Source organism: Thermotoga sp. 2812B (assembly GCF_000789335.1).
GTDB classification, from domain to species: Bacteria; Thermotogota; Thermotogae; order Thermotogales; family Thermotogaceae; genus Thermotoga; species Thermotoga maritima.
Genome location: NZ_CP003408.1, coordinates 1,207,504 through 1,224,279, shown reverse-complemented (window position 1 = coordinate 1,224,279; position 16,776 = coordinate 1,207,504). Strand labels below are relative to the sequence as shown.

Annotated in this window: 23 protein-coding genes and 1 CRISPR repeat array (1 of these 24 only partly in view); of the genes, 7 read left to right on the top strand and 16 right to left on the bottom strand. The window is 46.6% G+C overall.

The genetic code is table 11. The annotated features are described in order from the left end of the window. Window positions 1-2 precede the first annotated feature (2 nt). Genes flgF through T2812B_RS06145 form a run of 6 tightly spaced genes read left to right on the top strand, consistent with a single transcriptional unit; the run spans window position 3 to window position 4,304 of the window. The gene (gene flgF, locus T2812B_RS06170) at window positions 3-752 is read left to right on the top strand and encodes a flagellar basal-body rod protein FlgF (RefSeq protein ID WP_008194753.1); all 750 of its coding nucleotides are present in this window, start codon (window positions 3-5) and stop codon (window positions 750-752) included. 17 nt (window positions 753-769) lie between these two features. After that, window positions 770-1,555: a flagellar basal-body rod protein FlgG gene (gene flgG, locus T2812B_RS06165; protein WP_008194751.1), complete on the top strand. Its 786-nt coding sequence runs from the start codon at window positions 770-772 to the stop codon at window positions 1,553-1,555. A gap of 6 nt (window positions 1,556-1,561) precedes the next feature. Beyond that, complete coding sequence (flgA, locus tag T2812B_RS06160) at window positions 1,562-2,422, top strand: flagellar basal body P-ring formation chaperone FlgA (RefSeq protein WP_008194749.1); 861 nt, start codon at window positions 1,562-1,564, stop codon at window positions 2,420-2,422. After that, complete coding sequence (locus T2812B_RS06155; protein WP_008194747.1) at window positions 2,419-3,018, top strand: flagellar basal body L-ring protein FlgH; 600 nt, start codon at window positions 2,419-2,421, stop codon at window positions 3,016-3,018. The genes flgA and T2812B_RS06155 overlap by 4 nt, the downstream gene beginning before the upstream one ends. A gap of 10 nt (window positions 3,019-3,028) precedes the next feature. Next, entirely contained in the window at window positions 3,029-4,024 is a 996-nt protein-coding gene (locus T2812B_RS06150) for a flagellar basal body P-ring protein FlgI (protein WP_008194744.1), read from the top strand. 10 nt (window positions 4,025-4,034) lie between these two features. Further along, entirely contained in the window at window positions 4,035-4,304 is a 270-nt protein-coding gene (locus tag T2812B_RS06145) for a rod-binding protein (RefSeq protein WP_008194742.1), read from the top strand. Here the strand turns inward: T2812B_RS06145 and T2812B_RS06140 are convergent. From T2812B_RS06140 to menA, 10 genes are all read right to left on the bottom strand, one after another. After that, window positions 4,301-5,617 (bottom strand): radical SAM protein, encoded by a 1,317-nt coding sequence (locus T2812B_RS06140; protein WP_008194740.1) that lies wholly within the window; start codon window positions 5,615-5,617, stop codon window positions 4,301-4,303. The two genes, T2812B_RS06145 and T2812B_RS06140, sit on opposite strands and share 4 nt — an antisense overlap. A 57-nt stretch (window positions 5,618-5,674) precedes the next feature. Continuing rightward, window positions 5,675-6,259 carry a DUF981 family protein gene (locus T2812B_RS06135; RefSeq protein ID WP_008194737.1) on the bottom strand — a complete coding sequence of 195 codons (585 nt, stop codon included), beginning with the start codon at window positions 6,257-6,259 and terminating at the stop codon, window positions 5,675-5,677. A 12-nt stretch (window positions 6,260-6,271) separates the two neighbouring features. After that, a complete protein-coding gene (locus T2812B_RS06130) occupies window positions 6,272-7,171 on the bottom strand; it encodes a polyprenyl synthetase family protein (RefSeq protein WP_008194735.1) in 900 nt (299 codons plus the stop codon). After that, a complete protein-coding gene (locus T2812B_RS06125) occupies window positions 7,137-7,478 on the bottom strand; it encodes a hypothetical protein (protein WP_008194733.1) in 342 nt (113 codons plus the stop codon). Before T2812B_RS06125 ends, T2812B_RS06130 begins: the two co-directional genes overlap by 35 nt. 9 nt (window positions 7,479-7,487) lie before the next feature. After that, entirely contained in the window at window positions 7,488-7,766 is a 279-nt protein-coding gene (locus T2812B_RS06120) for a ferredoxin family protein (protein WP_008194730.1), read from the bottom strand. A gap of 6 nt (window positions 7,767-7,772) precedes the next feature. After that, a complete protein-coding gene (locus T2812B_RS06115) occupies window positions 7,773-9,089 on the bottom strand; it encodes an NAD(P)/FAD-dependent oxidoreductase (protein WP_008194728.1) in 1,317 nt (438 codons plus the stop codon). Further along, on the bottom strand, window positions 9,086-10,102 hold the full coding sequence (locus T2812B_RS06110; protein ID WP_004081904.1) for an electron transfer flavoprotein subunit alpha/FixB family protein: 1,017 nt from the start codon (window positions 10,100-10,102) through the stop codon (window positions 9,086-9,088). The genes T2812B_RS06115 and T2812B_RS06110 overlap by 4 nt, the downstream gene beginning before the upstream one ends. Continuing rightward, a complete protein-coding gene (locus T2812B_RS06105) occupies window positions 10,095-10,952 on the bottom strand; it encodes an electron transfer flavoprotein subunit beta/FixA family protein (RefSeq protein ID WP_008194723.1) in 858 nt (285 codons plus the stop codon). Before T2812B_RS06105 ends, T2812B_RS06110 begins: the two co-directional genes overlap by 8 nt. 101 nt (window positions 10,953-11,053) lie before the next feature. Beyond that, window positions 11,054-11,674, bottom strand: a complete 621-nt coding sequence (locus T2812B_RS06100; protein ID WP_008194718.1) for a CPBP family intramembrane glutamic endopeptidase — start codon at window positions 11,672-11,674, stop codon at window positions 11,054-11,056. Window positions 11,675-11,679: 5 nt separating this feature from the next. Then, the gene (menA, locus tag T2812B_RS06095) at window positions 11,680-12,549 is read right to left on the bottom strand and encodes a 1,4-dihydroxy-2-naphthoate octaprenyltransferase (protein WP_008194716.1); all 870 of its coding nucleotides are present in this window, start codon (window positions 12,547-12,549) and stop codon (window positions 11,680-11,682) included. 27 nt (window positions 12,550-12,576) lie between these two features. On the opposite strand from menA, the gene T2812B_RS06090 reads away from it, so the two are divergent. After that, window positions 12,577-12,999 (top strand): RrF2 family transcriptional regulator, encoded by a 423-nt coding sequence (locus T2812B_RS06090; protein WP_008194713.1) that lies wholly within the window; start codon window positions 12,577-12,579, stop codon window positions 12,997-12,999. Here the strand turns inward: T2812B_RS06090 and T2812B_RS06085 are convergent. The 6 genes from T2812B_RS06085 to T2812B_RS06060 all read right to left on the bottom strand — a co-directional run bounded on the left by T2812B_RS06085 (window position 12,961) and on the right by T2812B_RS06060 (window position 16,494). Beyond that, window positions 12,961-13,398 (bottom strand): ferritin family protein, encoded by a 438-nt coding sequence (locus tag T2812B_RS06085; RefSeq protein WP_008194711.1) that lies wholly within the window; start codon window positions 13,396-13,398, stop codon window positions 12,961-12,963. The genes T2812B_RS06090 and T2812B_RS06085 overlap by 39 nt on opposite strands. A gap of 120 nt (window positions 13,399-13,518) precedes the next feature. Then, window positions 13,519-14,343: an endoglucanase gene (locus T2812B_RS06080; protein ID WP_008194708.1), complete on the bottom strand. Its 825-nt coding sequence runs from the start codon at window positions 14,341-14,343 to the stop codon at window positions 13,519-13,521. Then, window positions 14,340-14,639: a glycoside hydrolase gene (locus T2812B_RS06075; RefSeq protein WP_008194707.1), complete on the bottom strand. Its 300-nt coding sequence runs from the start codon at window positions 14,637-14,639 to the stop codon at window positions 14,340-14,342. The genes T2812B_RS06080 and T2812B_RS06075 overlap by 4 nt, the downstream gene beginning before the upstream one ends. Before the next feature lie 45 nt (window positions 14,640-14,684). Then, window positions 14,685-15,512, bottom strand: a complete 828-nt coding sequence (locus T2812B_RS09710; protein WP_231556570.1) for a transposase — start codon at window positions 15,510-15,512, stop codon at window positions 14,685-14,687. Continuing rightward, on the bottom strand, window positions 15,473-15,931 hold the full coding sequence (locus T2812B_RS09840; protein WP_008194704.1) for a transposase: 459 nt from the start codon (window positions 15,929-15,931) through the stop codon (window positions 15,473-15,475). Before T2812B_RS09840 ends, T2812B_RS09710 begins: the two co-directional genes overlap by 40 nt. An 8-nt stretch (window positions 15,932-15,939) precedes the next feature. Then, entirely contained in the window at window positions 15,940-16,494 is a 555-nt protein-coding gene (locus T2812B_RS06060; RefSeq protein WP_231556618.1) for a hypothetical protein, read from the bottom strand. 213 nt (window positions 16,495-16,707) lie between these two features. Further along, a CRISPR array of direct repeats spans window positions 16,708-16,776; the repeat unit is 30 nt; it runs 1,506 nt beyond the window's last position.

Genomic DNA, 16,776 nt, shown 5'->3' with positions numbered 1-16,776 from the left:
TTATGACGAGGGGCATATACAACGCCGCGATGGGAATGCTTGTCGACATGGCCAAACTCGACAGAATCGCCAACGATCTGGCAAACGTTGACACTGCGGGCTACAAACAGGACCGGGAAGCCTTCAGGGCCTACCTGAGACGAGAAGTGTTCAGGCAGCAGCCAGACCCGGTGGAGAGCAGAACGAAAAAAGTGCCGATCGGACCTCTGGAGTACGCTACTGTCCTCGACGAGGTCAGAACAGATCTCTCCCAGGGTCCCGTTGAGGAAACAGACGTTCCTTACCACCTCGCAATAAATGGAGAAGGATTCTTCAGAATAGAATTCAACGGAGAGGAGTACTACACAAGAAACGGGGAATTCACTGTGAACAGCGAGGGATACATCGTTACGAATTACGGAGGCTATCTCCTCGATGAAAACGGTGAAAGAGTCAGATTCTTCGATGATTTCACCGTGGACGAAGAAGGCTACGTAAGAGACGCCTATGGAAACATTATCACCAGGATCGGTGTGTACAATCTGGAAAACCCAGAAAAATTTGGAAACACACTCTTCACAGGTGAAAACCCATCACCTTCGGAGAACTTTAGGATTATGCAGGGATACGTAGAAAAATCAAATGTGGATGCCCTGAAAGCCATGGTGGATATGATCTCAGCGATGAGACATTACGAACTATCGCAGAGAGCTGTGACAGTGAACGACGAACTGAACGGAAAGCTCATCAATTCACTCGCCAGTCTGAAATGAACCGGAGGTGTTGAAAAATGATGATATCGCTTTACTCTGCGGCAACGGGGATGTCAGCACAACAATTCAAACTCGATACCATAGCGAACAACCTCGCCAATGTGGACACAACAGGCTACAAAAAAGTGAGGGCGGAGTTTCAGGACCTTCTTTATCAGTACGTGAAGAACTCTGGAACTCCGACCGCCGCGACGTCATCCCTTCCAACAGGACTCTACGTGGGTCACGGGGTGAGAACGGCAGCGACGACGCGCATCTTCACCTTGGGTAACTTCGAGCAAACGGGAAACGCGCTCGATCTCGCGATAGCCGGAGACGGATTCTTCCAGATCCAGCTTCAGGACGGTAGAATCGCTTACACAAGAGACGGAAGCTTCAAGATGGACAGCGAAGGAAGAATAGTCACTTCCAACGGACTTCTTCTGGTACCGGAAATCACCATACCTGAAAACGCCGTCTCGATAAACGTTTCTCCCGATGGAATCGTCTCCGCCGAACTCCAGGATGGTACGATACAGGAACTTGGAACGATCACCCTTGTGAGATTCGTGAACCCATCTGGTTTGAAATCCATAGGAGACAACCTCTACATCGCAACTCCGGCCTCTGGAGATCCGATCGAAGGTGTTCCAGGACAGGACGGCTTCGGTGCTATAAAGCAGGGCTTTCTGGAGAAGTCCAACGTCGATGTGGTGCGGGAAATGGTTGACATGATCACAGCACAGAGGGCTTACGAATTCAATTCTCGAGTTATCCAGACAGCCGATGAGATGCTCAGAACGGCCACAAACGTGAAGAGATGATGAGTTATGAAGGTCCTTTTGATTCTGATAGTGCTCATCTCCTCCTTCCTCTTTTCTGAAACTCTGACGTTGAAGGAAACGCTCCTGGCTTCGCCAGGAGTTCTTTTCTTAGATGACATCACAATCGAAAAGGTAGAATCTGAAAAGAGCCTGATGATTCTCCTGCCCGGGCTCGAATATCTCGTGACCAGAGATCTCCTCAGAACAAAATTTCCGGAGTACGATTTCACAGGCCCAGAAAGCGTGAGAATAACTGTGAAAGGATACAGCAGTCTCAAAAACGCTGTTTTCGAAGAGATAGGAAAGAAAGCGGGAACGGAAGACTTCGAAGCCTTCGTGGTGAAGACCTTTGGAACTTTGCCAGAGAAATTTGAACCTCAAACGATCAGAGTAACGAAAATCTCGAAAAATCTCTTCAGTGTTTTTCTGAGGTTTCCAGACACGTACGTGACCCTCAATATATTGCTACGCAAAGAAAGGAATGTGGTGGTTCTGAAGAGAAATATAAATGTGGGTGATGTGATAAGGGAAGAAGACGTAAGACTGGAAAAGAGAAACGTGTTCGAGATCTACGGAGAGCCGTTCTTCGACGTTTCAGAGGTGGTCGGAAAGATATCCAGAAGATACCTGAAAGAAGGAACTGTTTTGACGGCAGACATGGTAAAAGATCCCCCCGACGTGGTGAAAGGCCAGGTGGTTCCAGCTTACGTGGACATGGGCAGCATAAAGGTAACAACGTTCGTTGAAGTTTTGGAAAACGGCTATCTCGGTGAAACGGTAAGGGCAATGAACGTGGAGAGCAGAAAATACGTCTTTGGAAGAGTGGAAAGAGGACCCGTGCTGAGAATTCTGGAGGTGGTAGAGTGAGAAAGATATCAATCGTGCTGTTGATCGTTTTCATGACAAGCATCTTCCCCTTCTCAATTTGGAACTCCGCGGGTGAATCCGAGTACAAAAATCTCCTTTCCATACAGAAAGCCTCGAAGGTTGGAGATATCCTCACCATCGTGATCCGGGAAAGCAACAACGTTTCTTCGGAGAGGGAAAGTCTCGAGATCCAGAAAACTCTTTTGAACATCTTGGGAAATGTTGTGAACGCAGCCGCAGGTGTCAACCTCAACAACTTCATTCCTATAAACAACAACTCTCCTGAGAGACAGCGCGGTGGAAAGGTGCAGTCTTCCGTCGTGGCGAAGATCTCGGCAGTGGTCATCGACATCGATCCCTACGGTAACCTCGTGGTGGAAGGAAGAAAAACGATAAAGGTGGACAAGGACTATCAGGAAATCATTGTGAAAGGAAAAGTGAGGCCAGACGACATAGAGATAGGAAACGAGGTGGATTCCTCCAAGCTTGCGGATTCCGAGATATGGGTGAACGGAAAACTCGTTTTCAGCGAGGAACCTGGAAAAGAGAGTTTCTTCGACAAAATACTCGCATTCTTAGCAGGACTCTTCACATGAGGTGATGGACATGAAGAAGAGATTGACTGTCCTGTTAGTCATCGTTCTGACGATAACCTTTTCGTTCTCTGTGACCACAAGGATAAAAGACATAGCGTTCTTCAGAGGTGCCCGTGACAACCAGCTCTTCGGAATAGGGCTCGTTGTTGGTCTCAACGGAACGGGAGATTCCGGTAACGTGAACTCTCCTCTTCTTCTCGAAATGATGAAAAAGTTCGGCGTTCAGGTTTCGGAAAACGACCTGAAGTCCAAGAACACAGCACTTGTGATGGTCCTCGCAGACATTCCTCCCTTTGCCAAAGAAGGCATGAGAATAGACTGTGTAGTCGCTTCCATAGCCGATGCGAAATCACTTGCAGGTGGATATCTCCTCCAGACACCTCTCTACGGTGCCGATGGAAAGGTGTACGCTGTGGCGCAGGGTTCCGTGGTCATCGGAGGAGAAGACGTAAAGCTCTCTTCCAATCTCCAAAAGAGGTATAGAGTGGTTGGCTACCTTCCAGAGGGTGCCATCGTGGAAAGGGACATTCCATCCGACATGCTCGATGGGGACAGTGTGACGATCCTTCTGAGACAGCCGGACATCACCACCGCAGCCAGGGTGGCGAGGGCGATAAACGAGAAGTTCGAGATGGATCTTGCAAAGGCTATCGATCCATCCGCCATCAAATTGACCGTTCCCAGTGCGTTCCAGGATGACCTCATCACATTTCTTTCGCTTGTTGAAGAGATAGAAGTTCAGCCGGACGTTCCGGCAAGAATTGTGGTGAACGAAAGAACGGGAACCGTCCTGTTCGGAGGGGATGTGAAACTATCTGACTTTGTGATCTCCTACGGAAACTTCACGATAAGTGTGACCGGGGGAAAAATAGGAGACAAAGATGCCACGATCTCCAATCTCGTCAGTGCTCTCAAAGCAGCGGGTGCCACTCCTCAGGACATCATAGCCATTCTGCAAGTGATCTACGAATCGGGATACATCACAGGAGAACTCATAATCATGTGAGGTGAAAAGCGTGTTCATCTATGGAGTTTCTTCAGATATAAAGAATCTGCGGGACGCAAGCGTTGAATTCGTGAGTGATCTCTTCTACAGAATCTTCAAGGAGATGTACGAGTCGATTCCGAAGTACGATCTCGTACCTGAAACAACTGCCGAGAAGTGGTTCAAAGAAATGCTCCTCCAGGAGTACTCGAAACACGCCGCAGAGCAGAGCCCTCTGGCCGACATGGTCACGAAGAGTCTCGGTGGAAAGAAAATCTCCAGCCTTCCTCAGAGAGATTAGGCTTCTCTGTGAGAAAGCAGACGTACAAGGAACGGTATGCCCCGTCTGAATATCAGCCTCGGTGACGTGTAAACGGCATAGTAGGCCTTTATGAAGAGTCTCTTCAGCTCCTTTGGTGAGAAGTTCGGATGCTTGAAAACCAGGTGCGTCCCGTCGAATTTTCTCCAGTCTTTCTCGAAGATCAGGTGTTTCAGTTTTTCGAAAAGGTCGGTGCCGGGATACGGTGTGAGAATGGAGAACTGAACGATGGAGGCTTTCAATTTTTTGGCGAATTTCACGGTTTTTTCTATGGTTTTCCTCGTGTCCTTCAGCGCTCCAATCACAAAGCTCGCAAACACGTCTATCTTGTACTTCTTCAAAAGCTTCATCACGTCGAAAGCTATTTCCGATTTCAAATTCTTTCCGTATTCCTCGAGCACCTCATCGTTCGCACTCTCGAAACCTATGAAAAGCATTCTACAACCGGCCTTCGACATCGCTTCCACCATATCTTCTCGTCCCAGAAGTTCATCAGCCCTCGAAAACGCCCACCACTTGAAACGAAGGTCTTTCCTCATCATTTCCTCGCACAGATTCACGACTCTTTTTGGATTTATCGTGAAGTTGTCATCGAAGAAGATGACAGATCCGTATCCCATCTTTTTCAAGATCTTCAGCTCATCTATCACGTTTTCGATGCTTCTCCACCTGATTCTCCTTCCCATGAACTGAGAAGCACTGCAGAACTCGCAGTTGAAAGGACAGCCCCTTGAGGTGATCAGACTCGTCGCTCTCTCACCCGCAAATTTCGTTCTGTAAAGATGGACTTTCTCTCTATCGGGGAACGGCAGATCGTCCAGATTCTCCAAAAATCGAGAAGGTAAAGCTATCACTTCTCCATCCTTCATGTAGACAACACCGGGTATGAGAGGATATTTTTCACTGCTTGCTATGCTCTCTACAAGATCTGAAAAGGCTCTTTCTCCTTCTCCGAGCACGACGTAATCGCAGAGTCCCTTCTGAAGGATCTCATGGTAGTAGGCCGTTGCGTGGGGGCCTCCCATCACCACCGTTACGTTCTGCGCTTTAGCCTTCTCTGCGATCCTTTCCACAACGGGAAACCGCACAGTATCGGCAGATATCCCCACCACATCGTAATCTCTGAAATTGAACCTTTCCAGATCGAATTTCTCCACGTTCATGTCTATCAGAGCCACGCTGTGTCCTTTTCTCTTGAGGAAGGAACTGATGTACATGAGACCGAGGGGAGGATAAACAGCACCGAGTCTGTAGTAGTACCCACCGCTGTAGGGATTTATGAGGAGCACTCTCATGAGAATCACCTCTGTGGGTATTTTAACACAGAAAGAAGGGGCCGAAGCCCCTTCTTTTTACCTCATCGGAATTGGAGTCCATTTTCCGAAACTACCTTGCGGGTTTATATGTCCTGTGACGGAACCGTACATGGTGATAAACCAGAGAAGAAGTGTCAGGGCAAGGAGCACTACACCAAGGAACCTTATGACCTTGTTTTCTCTGAGTTTCCACACCACAGGACTCAAAACACCCACAAGACCCGCTGCGATGAATCCAAGACCAGAAGTGAACGGATGTCTTGTCATACCGTAACCTATGATGGAACCTCCAACTATGATCGCGTATATTCCCGCAAACAGCGCAAAGATCGTCGTTGGCATGAGATCCCATCCCTTCGCGACAGCTATTGCCGCGGCGAGAAAGACGAAACCGTAAAGAAGGAAAGGTTCTCCGAACGCTATGTTGTGGCTGCCGGGAAGCGGCCAGGTCAAAACCATGTGGAGTCCTGTTGCGATCGCCAGAAGTCCAACCGCCGCAAAAGCTGGAGCAAAAGACTTCGCCTTCTCAGAATCGTTTAGACCCTTGAGAACGAAAGCGATGAGAACACCCAATCCGGCAACAACATCTGCCATGAACACAGTCAAGTAATCAACAAACATATGCACCCCTCCTCATGAAAAGATTTCGATTTTAAAAATTCCATCCACAAAATCTCTCAACCATGAATTCTCTATCATCACATTCTTCACAAGAACCTTCAGAGTCTCTTCACATTCTTTCAGAATCCCTTTTTCTCTCATAAACGACATCAATCCATTCCAATCTCGGTTTTCAAACATCTGTCTGGCTTCTGGAAACTTCTCCATCGCCGTCACCAATGGAAAAGAAGCGACGCCATTTTTGAGATCGAGAAATCCGTCTTTCCCAATCTTTTCCATTCCAGCAAAATCCATGATGTCATCAAACATCTGATAAATGGTTCCAATGGTGACCCCCAGATTGTAAAGATCTTCTCCGAGTTCCCCCTCGAGTAATGCGGGAAGCTGCAGCGCCAGGCCGAAAAGCGCACCGCTCTTTCCCTCAACTATGCGAAGATATTCTTCTTTTGTAATCGGTTTGTATCGACTCAGCTGTTCGATCAGCTCCGCTTCCGACATTCTCCTGATCACATTCAAAAAAGCCCTTCTCAGTCTGTCATTTCCTATCTCTTCAACCGTATAGAACGCGCTGACAAGTACAAGATCCCCCGCTGCTACCGCCGCTTTATCACCGTACATGAAATTTATCGTCTCTTTTCCTCTTCTAAAACGAGCCCCATCGATCACATCGTCGTGAAGAAGTGAAGCAAGGTGAACGAGTTCGAGAGCCGCAAGAGAAGATATCGCATCTTCACTGATCTCTACTCCTCTATTTTTGAAAGAAAGTATCGAAAGTCTCACCCTCAACATCTTTCCGTAGAGCGGAAGATCCTTCATTATCTGTTCGGGGAAGAATCGGGAAAGAATCTGTTCGATGCGTTCTTTGACTTTTTCCAGTTCACAGGAGTTTTGGTTCAGCCTGTTTTTCATCATCTGCTTTGAACACCTCCGGATAGTTGTCGACAAAGCCGTTCTGCTGCATCTCAATTTCAAGGGACTTCTTCAGCTCCATCAGATCCTTTCTCAGCCTGTCTATCTTGGATAAGACCTCTTCTATGAACTTTACGCTGTTTGTCACAACGTTTATGTTCTGATGGCCACAGTGCGGACACGTTGTAACTATGATGGAGTGCAATTTTTGCCGGGGTTCTATCTGATAACTGTTTCCACAGGTGGTACACAGAACCGTTCCTTCAGTTTCCACACAGGGAAGCTTCTTTCTGTCGATCTTCACATACATAAAATCACCTCACCCGAATTTGTAGAGCACACCGTAATTTCCCCTTGGATACTTCCATTCTATGTTTCCAAAGGGGCAGACAATCCTACAGGTACCACACTCGAGGCACCCTTCGAATTTCACTTCCATTCCACTCTCCGTCCACTCGTACACATCCGCAGGACAACAGCTCACACATGGTCGATCGGAACATCTTTCTGCACAGATACTTTCATCTTTTATTTTGAGATGCGGATTTTCCTCATCCGTTCTGTATCTGTTCAAATAGAGTTTATCTTCGATCCTCACAGTACATCACCTCACAGCTCTCCAGAATCTGAGCAGATCAAGGGAGATTCCAATCAAACTTCTCCTGGAAAGCACCATGTCCGCAATCTGTTTTTGAACGTCCCACTTTGGAGTCCCGTCAACCTGCAGAAATCTCTTCAAAGCATCGTTTGCAAGATCCGGATAGATTTCCACGAACTGGTGGTTCTTTTCCATAGTGGGCATGAGATCTTTGTACTTTTCCAGGTCTTTCAATATGAAGGATTCTTTCAATCTGAGGTAGTAATTTTTCAGGGTTTTTTCAGAAAAATCTCCCTTTTCGAAAGCTTCGAGAAGTGTTTCAGCAGCGAGTCTTCCCGATGTGATCGCGTGATTCGAGCCCTCTCTATGTATAGAGTTCACAAGCATTGCCGCATCTCCACAGACCAGAACCCTGTCTCCATAGACCTTTGGCATCGCGTAGTATCCACCTTCAGGTATCAAATGTGCCAGATACTCCATCGTGTTGTTTCTGTATTCTCCCAGCATATCGGAAATGACAGGGTGATTCTTCAAGTTCTCAAGAAGTTGATACGGTTTGATCTTCTTTTTTCTGAGATCTTCAAGGAGAACCCCACAACCCAGAGATACGGAAGATCTGTTGGCGTAAAGGAATCCCATTCCGAACATACCTTCGGACCAGCTTCCAAGAAGTTCTATCGTTGCTCCATCGTTTCCCTCCACACCGAAGACCCTGTTCACCACCTCTTCAGGAACACTGATCACCTCTTTCACAGCAACGGCCACCATGTGTGGTTTCAGATCTTCCTTCCTGAGCCCAGCTTTCATCGTGAGGATGGGATTCACACCCTCCGCGATCACAACCGCCTTGCTGTGTATTTCTCCCTTTGGTCTCGAGGTCACCACGCCTGCTATTTCTCCTTTTTCGTTCCTCAGGAAGTCTTCCACCTTGGTTTTTGGTATGATCAGGGCACCTGCTTTTTCCACCTCCTGGGCAAACCATCTGTCAAAGTTTGCCCTCAAAACAGTGAATGCATTCGGATTTTCTTTCCATTCCACGTTTCTGTGACCGATCTTGATGACACCTTCATTTCCGAGGAGCCAAAGGTTCTGCTCTATAACGTTTCTTTCAAGAGCTTTCGAATTTGCCGTTTTTTCCAGAAAATCTGGCATGATCTCTTTCAGAGGATGTACGTAGAGAACCCCTCCCATCACGTTTTTGGAACCCGGATATTCTCCTTTCTCCACGACCGCAACTTTGAGACCATTCTTGGCAAGAACGTATGCGCAGGACAGACCAGAAGGGCCAGCACCAACGACGACAACGTCGAATTCTATTTTCATTTTTTCACCCCGCTTTTGTTCAGAAGCTCTCTGAGTTTTGCAGTGAGAGCGGGAACTACTTTGTGCAGGTCACCAACGATCCCTATATCGGCTATATCAAATATTGGTGCTTTCTCGTCTATGTTTATGGCCACTATTATTTCTGACTCTTTTATTCCAACCACGTGCTGGATTGCACCGGAAATGCCACACGCGAAGTATAGAACGGGTCTCACTGTTTTTCCGGTCTGGCCAACCTGATGCTCTGGAGAAATCCATCCAGCTTTCACAGCCGCCCTTGAAGCTCCCACTTCTCCTCCAAGGAGATCCGCGAGTTCCTTCAATTTCTTGAAACCTTCCGGTCCCCCAACTCCTTTTCCACCTGCTACCACAACTGGAGCGTACTCGAGGTTCACCTGGGTCTGAAGCGGTATGGTTTCCAGAATCTCGATCAGTTTGTCAAAAGTTCCTAAATCGTACTCCTCTTCTATGATCTCTCCCGTTCTCTCTGGATCCGGCGGAAGCTCTTTCATAACACCCGGTCTCACCGTTGCCATCTGCGGTCTGTGATCCGGACACATGATGGTTGCCATGAGGTTTCCACCAAATGTGGGCCTCGTCATGGCAAGAAGCTTTTTGTCCGGTATTATATCCAGTCCTGTGCAATCGGCAGTCAGACCTGTTTCAAGTTCTGTTGCCACCATTCCGGCGAGCTCTCTTCCCTCGAGAGTTGCACCTATTAAGAATATCTCCGGTCTGTACTTTCTCACCATATCCACGAGGGCTTTCTTGTAGAGATAGTTCACATACGTGTTGAACTCCCTGTTCTTAACATAAAGAACTTTGTCCGCTCCGCGTTGAATCGCTTCTTTTGCCACACTCTCCAGACCTTCTCCCAGCAAAACACCCCATACTTCTGAATTTTCCAGTTTCGAGGCGAGATCTCTTGCCTTTCCAATGAGTTCCCAGGAAACAGGATGAGCTTTTCCACCGTGATGTTCTATGAGAACGAAAATTATCTTTTTCTCACTCATCTTTCTCACCTTCCAACACAGGTTTCAATGCTTCCACGAGTCGAACGGCTTCAAATTTTTTCAAAGCTTCTATGAGTTTCTCCGCTGCCACTTCCGGATCTTCATTTTTTGAAATGATGTCTCCGCCTTTTCTCGCAGGGGGTATGTTTGTGCTCACAACCCTTGTAGGTGATCCAAAGAATCCACATTTTTTTGGATCGAGACCCAAATCTTTGTGAGTCCAGACGATGGGCTCGTACCTGATCGCTCTGATGAGATTGGGCAGATCTGCGTACCTTGGTTTGTTCAGCTCGTCCGTGATTGTGAGGACCGCTGGCAGTTTGAGCCGTATCTTTTCAAATCCCCGGTCCAGTCTTCTGACTATCACCATCTCTTTTTTCTCTGGATCTATTTCTTCTATTCGAACGACGTAGGCACCGAGTGCGTATCCGAATCTTGTAGCAAGACCAGGTCCCACCTGACCGGTGTCTCCATCCACCGCCTGCTTTCCTGTCAAAATGAGATCTATCTTTCCTATTCTTTCTTCGATCTTCTTTATTCCCCAGTAAAGTGTGTATGTCGTGGCGAGCGTATCCGCTCCCGCGAACGCCCTGTCGCTCAAATGGACTGCTTCATCGAGACCGAAGGCAATGGCATCCTTTAGAGCCTCTTTTGCCTGCGGTGGTCCCATAGTGATCACATAAACCGTGGCTCCGAATTTTTCTTTCAATTGTGCGGCAAGTTCGAGTGCCCTTTCATCATCGGGATTTATGATAGACGGGACACCTTCTCTCACAAGGTTGTTCGTTTTTCTGTCGATTCTGACGTTCGTTGTATCGGGAACCTGTTTGATACAGACAACCACATTCATGCTCTTCGCCTCCTCAGATATCTCCTCCAAAGGTCAAATCCCACGAACATGAGAACAGCTGCAGCAACCGGAAACTCGATTATCAGCTTCAGTGCTTTCATTCAAAAACCCCCTTTCAGAGGCAAAACAACGAATATGAGAAGGCTCCACAGCGCATGCGCAAAAGCTGGTGTGCTGACCTTTCCAGTGATCACATAAAGAAGAGAAAGAATTATCCCAAGGACAAACGCCCCCACTATCAAAGCCATATTTCCAGTGAACACGTGGACTACGCTGTAAAGAAGCGAAGAGATCAGTATTGAAGGAACAACGTCCATCCGTTGGAGAAGGAATTCTGTTACAAAACCACGCCATATGATCTCTTCAAAAAAGGCTATGAACACGAGAAGAATGATCACTTTCAATGCATTTTGCCCTTCCGCGAGTCCGTAAACACTGACAACATCCCTGTGAAACGGAGGAATCAAAAGCGAAATCAAATATCCAACGACGAAAAGAAGATAAGCTGCTACAGCGGAGTAGATCGCAAGGGGCGCCTCGTACTGATTTGGCTTTATGTTCCCCTTTCCACCAAGAAAGATCGAAATCACAGAAAAAATCAAAGTGGTTATGAACATTCTCCACCAGAAATCGAGCACATTCACCTGAAAGACGAAATACCATCCTAAAAAAAGTCCGATCAAAACTGAAAGGAAACTCATCTCAGAGATTCTTTTAACCATCGGCATCACCTCAAAAGTCCCAAAATCATAGAAACAAAGAGTATCATTTCCGCCAGCGCACTCATTTTATCAACGTCAGCGATCTCTCGTGCATTTTTCCTTCCCGCTGATTTTTGAAACAACTGCTTTATCACCCGTATGTACAGCGGAAGAGAAACTAAGCTGACAAGAGAAATTACTCTAAAAACTCCCGTCGATACGAGAATCACGATAAAGACGTAGATCAAACCAGTTAGGACCGCGTAGAGAAGGAACGCTGCTCTGTCTCCGATCAAAATGGGAAGGGTTTTGATACCACTTCTTTTGTCAAACTCGGAGTCTCTAATTTCATTGGCGAGGAGAATGAGATCTGTAGCGATCCCCACGGGAATAGAGACCAGAAGTGCTTCCAGTGAGAACCTTCCCGTCTGAACATAATAGGCTCCCAGCACCATCAGGGGTCCCATGAGAATAAACACGAGAAACATACCAAGGGATTTGTATTTCAGATAGAACGGATGTCCAGTGTAAGCGTACCCGAGAACCAGGCCAGTAAGTCCTAGCCACAGCAGAGCAGGTCCAGAGATCTTTATGAGAACAAGCCCCAGAACCACACTCACCGCGTAACAGAAAACACTCAAAAGGAGCTCTTCACGTGGTGTTATTTTCCCGGAAACAAGAAGTCCACTCGAACCGAGAGAATCTTTAGTATCTACACCTTTTTTGTAATCGAAATAATCGTTCGTGGTGTTGACACCTGCATGTAAGAAAATGGAAGCGATCAGTGATAGAATGTATCTGGTCAGGGAAAATTCCTCAGCCAGCATGGCTCCCACAGTAACAGGAAAAGCACTTGCAACGAAGGAAAACGGTCTTACAGCCACGAAATACTTCATTATCTATACCTCCCGGAGGTGCGCTTGATGTTTGGAAAGTGTCAAAAACACGTGAGATACGCTCTTAGACTTCTCGTGAGATTGTCGCTGGAGAACAGACCTATGTCTTCTTCGGAACTCGCTGAGAAAGAACTCATCACCAGAAATTTCGCCTTGAAAGTCCTTCATTACCTCAAAAGATCGGGCCTTGTGAATTCGATCAAAGGAAAAAACGGTGGTTTTGTTCTTGCAAAGTCGCCAGACGAAATATCGTTTCTGGATGTTATCAGCGTCTTTGAAAAAGACCTTGTTATTGTGGACTGCAACAGCCGGTGCAAGAATTACAGAGCCTGCAGAGCAAAATACTTCTGGAACTGGCTTTCCGATTATTTGAAAGATCTGTTTTCTAACATCACCATCAAAGATATCGCCTCAGGTACTTTCACGTTTCATCTCGAGAAGCTTTCTTAGATGTTCTTTTTCCTGATCGATGATCTTTTTCACTGTTTTCTGTGCATCGGAATTCACAAGACCATCTTTGAGTTCATAGTAGAGAATTATGCTGTCTTTTTCAACGGATATGGCTATATCCAGAACCTCTTTCAAGGTTAGATCCTTTCTCCTTAAAATTTCACTCGTGTCAGGAAAAACCTCATAGAAAGCGTATCCTGCGAGATAAGAATCCACCTCATCCCAGTTTTCCTGGTCTGACATCTTTCTAAAGATTTCCGCATGAATCCTTTCCTGATCGGCAAGCTCAAGGAAAGTCTTTTTTATCTCTCCATCAAAATGTTCTGAGAGTTCTCTGTAGAATCTTTCGCCTTCCTCCTCCAGCCTGATGGCCATCGTCAGAATGTCGCTTACTTTCATAGAATCACCTCATTGTTCTGATTTTCACACATTGCATAGAATATTATACTACTTGTGTATAAATTTGCCAAAAGAAAAAGGCAGGGAAGCCCCCGCCTTTCTCGTTGGTGATTCTGCGATTTATTTTACAACTTCGACGGAGAAGTCTCTGAAGGTCCAGCCGAATTTAGCCGCTGTTGTGTTTGGATCTCCAAACTCCGTTCCGATCTCCCAGACGCAGAAATACAGCTCTTCGAAATTGTCTATTCTCGTTGAGTGCTTCTTGACAACTTCCGCGGCTTTCTGAACGAAGTCCTTCACGTTGATTTTTACCTTTCCTTCTTTCATCGGTGTTGTCAGTCTGAAAGCAAGGTAATCCCATCCCCACGGTGCGAAATAAACATCCCACTTTGCTTCCTGCTTCACACCGTTTATCTCGACTGTTGTGGTGAACTCATCCACTTTCTGACCACCAGGCATCAGGACGTTGTTGTAGAACCAAACCATGATCTCTGCGTCACCCGAAGAAACAGAAGTCTGGTCGGGACTCTTCGTGATCCACGTCTCCATGGCAAGGTTGATAGGCAGGTTGTTTTCGTACCAGATCGAGTAATCAAGAGTCACGTAGAAATCTGGAAGATCTTTCACCTTCACAGGAAGAAATTCCACGCCGCTGTTGTGTCCCGCCCAGGGCTTGTAACCGTAGTAGATCTCCGGATAACCATGCACCCAGCTGTCTGGATTCTGAAGAACGATGTTGTACAAATCCGCGTAGAACTCAACCTTTTCTCCATCGAATTTGAGCCATGTTTCTCCCTCGTAAGATTTCACGTTCCAGAAGTTGAGCTCCATGGTGACTGGAAATCCGTTGAAGGAAATGTCTGTTGCACCAACGCTCGTGAGAACCACTTCAGAGGAAAAGAGCAGAGCGGAAAACACCACCATCAGAAGAACTGCCCACCTCATTCTCTCACCTCCAGATCAATAGAGAAGTTTTCAAACTTCCACCCGAACTGTGCACTTTTTGTCTCCGGACTTCCAAATTCTGTTCCGATTTCCCAGACAGTGAAGTAAAGATCTTCAAAATCTTTCACTCGAGCAGAACTCGAAAGAGCTTTTCCGGCGGCATCGAGAAAATGCCTCACATCGAACTTCACCTTTCCTTCCTTCACGGGATCCTTCAAACGGAAAGCGAGGTAGTCCCATCCCCACTCCGCGTGCCACAGTTCCCAGGTACCTTCGACACTCTCTCCGTTCAGCACGAACGGGATCGTCAGCTACCCTCTCCCTGAAGGAGGAGGGCTTGCTCAACCCAAACGGGGAGCATCAGGCCGGCTGACATCGACCCCTAAAAGCTTTTCAAGATTAACCTGCTGGTCTTTGGCAAGAACTCTCAGGGCTATGTTGATCGCACCAACTATGTCTGCGTGTTCTTCGTAGCCGCAGTTCTGACATACAAAACGCTCTCCATGGTCTGGTCTGTTTTCTTTAGAGACGTGGCCGCACACAGGACATGTCTGAGATGTATATGCTGGATCGACCTTCTCGGACCGAACTCCGTAGTACAATCTTGCTTTGTACTCTATCTTTTGCTGAAGACTTGCAAACGGCCATTGTTCTGACTGTCTTCTTGCTTCTTTGTCTTTGCCGCGGTAGGTGATTCTGTTAGCTCTGATCTGAGTCAGGTCTTCGAGAACGAATTTGGCACCAGGGTGGCTTGTGATGAGCTTTTTTGCAATGATGTGTAGCACATTCTCAGTGAACCGTTTCTCTCGCCTGCTGATCCTGGCAAGCTTTCTCTTAGCAGAGCGAGTGCCTTTTGACATGAGCTCAGAGCGCAGACGCTGATAGTGTTGTTTTCTTTGTTTGAACTCTTCAGGAAGGTCTATCAGATACCTGGTGCCTTTGGTCGAGGCGGCAGCAGCAATGTGTCTTTCTCCAACGTCAACACCGACGATTTCTTTTGGTGGCTGTTCCTGAACTTCAAGAGTCACAGGAACAAGCAAGAAGAAGGTTTTGGATGATTTGTCGTAAGTCAGTACTGGATCGCCGATCTTGCAAGACTCGAGGTACTCAAAGTGTCTGGACCAGCCTTTCATCGGGATCCATTTGATTCGACCTTGAAGTGTGGACAAAGAAGCATGCCACTCTCCGTAGATCTTTTTGAAGAGATCTTTTTGAAGCTTGCAGTTCGGTTGTAGGTGTATTTGACGATCAAGCTCTTTCGCTTCGGTGGTTTATCCCAGAACTTCTTGACTGCTTTCGAATCGGGTTTTCGACGCTTGAGTTCTTTGAACTGAGCCCACAGGGTTTTGTATGTTGCGGAAACGTCTCTGTAGGCATTGATGGTTATTTGTGCGGGAAGACTGAACGTTTCACGAATTGTACTGTAGTAAAGCTTGTGGAGTTTTTTGACGTTCGTTGATTTGTCCTTGAGGTTTTGTTCGAGCACATAGTTGACGGCGTTTGTGTAAGCCGTCGCAATATCCAGGAACTGCTGTTTTTGGTCTTTGCTGAGTTCGAGTTTGAATCTGCACGTCAGAGTCACAGTCATTTGTTTAATCACCTCATTTGTATGTTAACACTATTGAATCTGGAGGTGGTACACATGTCTGCTTCCTCCCAATCCCCTAAAGGGGATGGGTCTCCGCAGACAATTTCTGTGAACTCTTCTATCTTTTCGCCCCCGGGTGTGAGATTGTTGAAATAGAACCAGACCATGATTTCAACATCGCCGATCGATGCTTCCGTCTGGTACTTTTCTCTTGTGAGCCATGTTTCCATGGCAAAGTTCAAAGGCAGAGACGGTTCGTGGTGAATATCGAAAGAAACTTCAACGGAAAGTGATTTCATAGAGGAAACTGGTACCGGAAGTTTCGAGCCTTCTGCCGTGTGATTTTCCCAGGGTTTATAACCGTAATAGAACTCGGGATAGCCGAGAATGTACCTTTCCGGTTCTTTCGGAGAAAGATTCTGAATGTCCGCGTCGAAAGTTACCTTTTCACCGTCGAATTTCATAGTTACAGAACCGGAGTATTCCTTTATGTTCCACAGATTCAGCTCCATGGAAAGGGGAACGCCATTCCACACAAAATCCGATGTTCCCGGTTTTGTCATCAGTATCACCATTATCACCTCCAGAAAACATCTTATTATGAAAATGTTTACATTCAAAATCTGAAAATTCGCAAATAGAACTAAATACACCCAAAAATAAAAAAACAGGGGTATTAATCCCTGCTTTTCTCTTTTTATCGGATTTTTGTTCTTGTACCTCTGAAAATGCATTGAAACTGATTCAATATCGTGGGCCACGACTACAGGGGGAGCGTTTCCAAACCTCTAAGGAATTATTGAAACTTGAAACTCAATACTCATACGCATCCACCATATTCCCCG

Coding starts and splice junctions, on each gene's coding strand:
- flgF (WP_008194753.1), top strand. CDS start 3: ATGACGAGGGGCATATACAACGCCGCGATGGGAATGCTTGTCGACATG.
- flgG (WP_008194751.1), top strand. CDS start 770: ATGATGATATCGCTTTACTCTGCGGCAACGGGGATGTCAGCACAACAA.
- flgA (WP_008194749.1), top strand. CDS start 1,562: ATGAAGGTCCTTTTGATTCTGATAGTGCTCATCTCCTCCTTCCTCTTT.
- T2812B_RS06150 (WP_008194744.1), top strand. CDS start 3,029: ATGAAGAAGAGATTGACTGTCCTGTTAGTCATCGTTCTGACGATAACC.
- T2812B_RS06140 (WP_008194740.1), bottom strand. CDS start 5,617: ATGAGAGTGCTCCTCATAAATCCCTACAGCGGTGGGTACTACTACAGA.
- T2812B_RS06135 (WP_008194737.1), bottom strand. CDS start 6,259: ATGTTTGTTGATTACTTGACTGTGTTCATGGCAGATGTTGTTGCCGGA.
- T2812B_RS06130 (WP_008194735.1), bottom strand. CDS start 7,171: ATGATGAAAAACAGGCTGAACCAAAACTCCTGTGAACTGGAAAAAGTC.
- T2812B_RS06125 (WP_008194733.1), bottom strand. CDS start 7,478: ATGTATGTGAAGATCGACAGAAAGAAGCTTCCCTGTGTGGAAACTGAA.
- T2812B_RS06115 (WP_008194728.1), bottom strand. CDS start 9,089: ATGAAAATAGAATTCGACGTTGTCGTCGTTGGTGCTGGCCCTTCTGGT.
- T2812B_RS06110 (WP_004081904.1), bottom strand. CDS start 10,102: ATGAGTGAGAAAAAGATAATTTTCGTTCTCATAGAACATCACGGTGGA.
- T2812B_RS06105 (WP_008194723.1), bottom strand. CDS start 10,952: ATGAATGTGGTTGTCTGTATCAAACAGGTTCCCGATACAACGAACGTC.
- T2812B_RS06100 (WP_008194718.1), bottom strand. CDS start 11,674: ATGGTTAAAAGAATCTCTGAGATGAGTTTCCTTTCAGTTTTGATCGGA.
- menA (WP_008194716.1), bottom strand. CDS start 12,549: ATGAAGTATTTCGTGGCTGTAAGACCGTTTTCCTTCGTTGCAAGTGCT.
- T2812B_RS06090 (WP_008194713.1), top strand. CDS start 12,577: ATGTTTGGAAAGTGTCAAAAACACGTGAGATACGCTCTTAGACTTCTC.
- T2812B_RS06085 (WP_008194711.1), bottom strand. CDS start 13,398: ATGAAAGTAAGCGACATTCTGACGATGGCCATCAGGCTGGAGGAGGAA.
- T2812B_RS06080 (WP_008194708.1), bottom strand. CDS start 14,343: ATGAGGTGGGCAGTTCTTCTGATGGTGGTGTTTTCCGCTCTGCTCTTT.
- T2812B_RS09840 (WP_008194704.1), bottom strand. CDS start 15,931: ATGACTGTGACTCTGACGTGCAGATTCAAACTCGAACTCAGCAAAGAC.
- T2812B_RS06060 (WP_231556618.1), bottom strand. CDS start 16,494: ATGACAAAACCGGGAACATCGGATTTTGTGTGGAATGGCGTTCCCCTT.